The following is a 4,277-nucleotide window of genomic DNA, read 5'->3' as shown; positions in this document are numbered from 1 at the left end:
CCTGAAACCGTCGGGCCTTTCCTGCGGAAATTTGGTGATTCCTCCAGTAATTTCAGCAGCTTACCGTTTATGGACGGGCACTAGCTAAGGGACCAGTTTTTCAGTCCTCGGAGTCCCTGCATGAAAATTCTACTTGTCTTCGCTCATCCCGAATCGCGCTCGCTCAACGGCGCGCTCCGCGACGTCGCCATCAGAGAACTCGAGGCACAAGGCCACGAAGTGCGGGTGACGGACCTCTACGCCCAGGGTTGGAAATCAGCGGTTGATCGGGCCGACTTTCCGATTTTGGCGCCGGACGCGCGGCTGATGCCTGCCGCAGCATCAAAAAAGTCTTTCGAGACCGACGCGCTGACAGAGGACGTCAAGGCCGAGATCGCAAAGCTGCGGTGGGCGGATGCGCTGATTCTCCAGTTTCCTCTCTGGTGGTTTGCCATGCCGGCGATCCTCAAGGGCTGGGTCGACAGGGTCTTCGCCTACGGCTTCGCTTACGGTGTGGGTGAGCATAGCGACAAGCGATGGGGCGACCGCTACGGCGAGGGAACCTTGATGGGCAAGCGCGCAATGTTGATCGTGACCGCCGGCGGCTGGGAAGAGCACTATGCGCCTCGCGGCGTCAACGGAGAGATCGACGACTTGCTGTTCCCGATCAATCACGGGATTCTCTACTACCCGGGTTACGACGTGCTCCCGCCATTTGTCGCCTATAGCGTCGACCGCTTCGGTGAAGCCGACTTCGAGCCCGCTGCCGAGCGCCTGCGCGAGCGAATGAGAACGCTCGCTACCGCGCAGCCCATTCCCTATCGCCGGCAGAATGGCGGCGACTATTTGATTCCGAGCATGAAGCTACGCCCCGACCTGGGCGATCAGAACATGACCGGGTTCAAACTTCACCTAAGCGGCTCAACGAGCTAGCTGACTTCGACCTCTGGAAAGCCTTGTCTCTAGTTGGTCTTTGTCGTCACCTGCTTGCCCATCGCCTTGAGGTCGGCGGCTTCGCCTTCCTTGGACTTTTCCGGGACCTTGAACACCTGTCCCGGCCAGATGCGATCAGGATCGCTGATCTGATCCTGGTTGGCGAGGTAGATGGTCGAGTAGCGCATGCCATGGCCGTAGACACGCCGTGAAATCCGCCAAAGCGTGTCGTGGCGGTGGATGATGACGGCGCCGTCCGCATGTTCGAGCTTGGGCGCTACGGTCTCGGGCACATCGCTTGGCGGCGTGGCTGCCACCACAACGGCCGGAGCCTCACCGGCCGGTGCTGCGGGAGCAGCCGCGACATCGGCTGGAGCGGCAGGCGCTTCGGCGGCAGCAGGTTCGGCAGGCTTGAGCTCCGCGGGCGCCACGGCGGCGATCGATTCACCCGGCTCGCGCTCGAACGGCACGGCGGCGCGTGCCACCACTTTCACGCCGTCGGCATCGAGACCGTCGACATGGATGGTGTAGCTGCCGACCGGAATGTCGCGCGTCGCCTCGACGAGGAAATGGCCGTTCGGCGACGTCTGAGCGTCACCGAGCAGGATATCATTGGCATAGGCGCGCACCTTGCGGCCCGGATCTGAGAGGCCGGCAACAAATATCTTGTTGCCGTCGATCTCCACCGCCTCGACGACGATCTTGGGTTCGGACACGTCTGGCGCAGCCGGCGCCGATGGGGCTGCCGGAGCAGGTGACGCTTCAGCCACGGCCGGCGCCGGAGCCGGCGCGGCTGGTGCCGAAGCAGTTGCGGGCGCCGCCGCGGGAGCCGCCGGCGCGGCGGCCTGGTCGCCGGCAGCCGGGGCGGCCGGCTTTGCCTCGGGCGCGGGAACGGTGAGCAGTTCGGCCGGCTTGCCCGGCTCCTCGACCATCGCCAGCACCTGGCCGGCCGCATTCTTTGGAACCGAGACGACTGCGGTCTGCACCGACGGCGTCACGACATCGCCGGTGGTCGCGCGCAGGGCAATCGTATAGTCGCCAGGCTTCAACGGATCGTCGAGCACGATGACAAAGGCGCCGTCGGGACCGGCGACCGTCGAACCGAGCACGGGCGTGCCGTTGAGGATCTCGACCTTCGCGTTGGGCGCCGCGTTGCCGGCAATCACAATGGAGCCGTTGCTCTCGACGCGCACGACATCGAAGGACGGTGCGATCGGACCGGCCGCAGCCGGCGCTGCCGGAACCGCTGCACCCGTTGCCGGTGCGGCCGGCGCCGTTATCTGGGGCACCGCGGCGGGCGCGGCCGGCACAGCCGCTGCTGGAAGCCGCGCTTCCGTGCCGGGATCAGCCGGCTTCGGCGCCGCGGGCGGCGTCAAGGCAGCCACTTGCGCCGGCGGCGTCGGATTAAGATACGGGTCGAGCGCACCCGAAACATAGGCGGTCCCCGCAGCCGCAACGGTCCCACCCGCCACGAACAGGAACGCCTTCAATGGATTAATCACCATATTTCTCTACCCCTTAGCCACCTAACGCCGGTCTAGCCTGTTTTGCCCATGTCGACAAGAAAGAGGGACCGACAAGAAAAAGCCCGAGCTTGTTGACCCTTGGGGCTTGACCGCGCTTTCAGACCCAATCACCAATCATCAGCATGAACACGATTCGATCCGTTTGCGTCTATTGCGGCTCGTCTCCGGGCCGCGATGAAATCTATATCAAGGCCGGGCACCTGCTCGGGCGCTCGATTGCCAAAGCGGGCCTGCGGCTGATCTATGGCGGCGGCACCAAAGGCATCATGGGCGCCGTCGCCGAAGGCGCCTTGCGCGCGGGGGGCAAGGTGACGGGCATCATTCCGCGCTTCCTGATCAATAGGGAGGCAACGGAAACCGCGCTTGACCGGCTCGACGAACTCTTGATCACCGACAACATGCACGAGCGCAAACACAAGATGTTCGAGAAATCCGACGCCTTTGTGGCGCTGCCGGGCGGCATCGGCACGGTCGAGGAGATCGTCGAGGTCATGACCTGGGCGCAGCTCGGTCATCACCGCAAGCCGATCGTCTTCGGCAATGTCGGCGGATTCTGGGATCCGATGCTGTCGTTGCTCGATCACATGGCGGCCCAGGGCTTCATCCACACCGCGCAGCGGGTCAAGCCGCTGGTTGTCGACGACCCCGAAGCGATCGTCGCCGCCATCATGGTGGCTGGGTCCTCCGTCGACGCCCCGACCGAGGGCGTGCAGTCGGTGATAGACAAGATGTGACAGAATAGGGAATAGGCAGTAGGGAATAGGCAGTAGGCAGTATGAATGCCGGGGAACGGCAACCTCTACTGCCTACTGCCTACTGCCTACTGCCTACTGCCTACTGCCTGCCGCAGATCAGCGATCACCGCGCGGCGGTCGTGACGTCGCCAGGCAAGATGGATGGAAACCGTGCGCTCGAACCATGGCAGGTCGCGAAACACGATCCGCGGCGGAGCAGCGGCACGCAGGCTGGCCTGCACCGTCGCCAGGCCGAGACCGGCGCTGACCAGACCGAGCGAGGTCAATGGGTCGGCCGTCTCGTAGGCGATGTCGGGCAGAAAACCGGCTTTGGCGCATGCGGCAAGGAATTGCCCGCGGTTGGTGTCGTCGGGCTGGCGCACGACCGTGATCCAGGTGCGGCCGTCGAGGTGATGCGGCCCGATCTCCGATATTTGGACAAGCGGATCATCTTCGGGGATCGCCAGCACCAACGGCTCATGCCGCAGCGCCATGGCGGCGACATCCGGGTCATCGTCGGCTGGCGGCGAATAGACTAAGCCCAGATCGAGCACCCGCTGCCGCAACCCCTCCAGCTGCGCCGCCGAACGCAGGCTTCGCAACTGAAGGTGAAAGTCTGGCCGGTCGCGGCGGAACTGGCGCAGCATGCCTGCGACAAGCCCGGCGTGCACGGCGCCTTCGACGTAGCCGATGGCGAGACGGCCGACGGCGCCGCTGGCCAGGTTGCGGCCGAACTCCTCCAGTCGTCGCGCATTGGACAGCAGCGAACGGGCCTCCGCGAGGAAGGCGCGACCCTCGGCATTGAGATGGACCCGCTGCTTCGACCTCTCAAACAGGGAGACGCCAAGCTGCTCCTCGAGCTGCATGATCTGCCGGCTGAGCGGCGACTGCGAGATATGCAGCATCTCGGCGGCGCGACCGACATTGCCGGCTTCGGCGACGGTGACGAAATACCTGATCTGGCGCAGGTCGAACATTTTTTCTCCGAGGTTCCAAGTCCTCACGGGTCTTAACTATAGCCTAGTGCGCATCCATAAACGCTGTTTTTGCGAGTGTTCTGAGCCAGTTTGGCGGCCCAATTCATGCTGTTCTTGCGGCGCGTTAT

At 64.1% G+C, this 4,277-nt stretch carries 4 protein-coding genes; 2 read left to right on the top strand and 2 right to left on the bottom strand.

Features of this window, described 5'->3' with window-relative positions:
- Window positions 1–120: 120 nt before the first annotated feature.
- Window positions 121–912 (top strand): NAD(P)H-dependent oxidoreductase, encoded by a 792-nt coding sequence (locus NKH57_RS33420; RefSeq protein ID WP_352950598.1) that lies wholly within the window; start codon window positions 121–123, stop codon window positions 910–912.
- A 29-nt stretch (window positions 913–941) separates the two neighbouring features.
- On the opposite strand, the gene NKH57_RS33415 is transcribed toward NKH57_RS33420, so the two are convergent.
- Window positions 942–2,417, bottom strand: coding sequence for a LysM peptidoglycan-binding domain-containing protein (locus tag NKH57_RS33415; RefSeq protein ID WP_352833774.1), 1,476 nt, complete (start codon window positions 2,415–2,417; stop codon window positions 942–944).
- Between the two features lie 143 nt (window positions 2,418–2,560).
- On the opposite strand from NKH57_RS33415, the gene NKH57_RS33410 reads away from it, so the two are divergent.
- On the top strand, window positions 2,561–3,172 hold the full coding sequence (locus NKH57_RS33410) for an LOG family protein (RefSeq protein ID WP_352833777.1): 612 nt from the start codon (window positions 2,561–2,563) through the stop codon (window positions 3,170–3,172).
- 86 nt (window positions 3,173–3,258) lie between these two features.
- Here NKH57_RS33410 and NKH57_RS33405 read toward each other — a convergent pair whose 3' ends face one another.
- Window positions 3,259–4,149 carry a LysR substrate-binding domain-containing protein gene (locus tag NKH57_RS33405; RefSeq protein ID WP_352950595.1) on the bottom strand — a complete coding sequence of 297 codons (891 nt, stop codon included), beginning with the start codon at window positions 4,147–4,149 and terminating at the stop codon, window positions 3,259–3,261.
- Window positions 4,150–4,277: the final 128 nt, after the last annotated feature.

It is taken from the genome of Mesorhizobium sp. M1050 (genome assembly GCF_040318715.1).
Taxonomy (GTDB): Bacteria; Pseudomonadota; Alphaproteobacteria; order Rhizobiales; family Rhizobiaceae; genus Mesorhizobium.
This window is presented reverse-complemented; position numbering and strand designations above follow the sequence as displayed.

Coding starts and splice junctions, on each gene's coding strand:
- NKH57_RS33405 (WP_352950595.1), bottom strand. CDS start 4,149: ATGTTCGACCTGCGCCAGATCAGGTATTTCGTCACCGTCGCCGAAGCC.
- NKH57_RS33415 (WP_352833774.1), bottom strand. CDS start 2,417: ATGGTGATTAATCCATTGAAGGCGTTCCTGTTCGTGGCGGGTGGGACC.
- NKH57_RS33420 (WP_352950598.1), top strand. CDS start 121: ATGAAAATTCTACTTGTCTTCGCTCATCCCGAATCGCGCTCGCTCAAC.
- NKH57_RS33410 (WP_352833777.1), top strand. CDS start 2,561: ATGAACACGATTCGATCCGTTTGCGTCTATTGCGGCTCGTCTCCGGGC.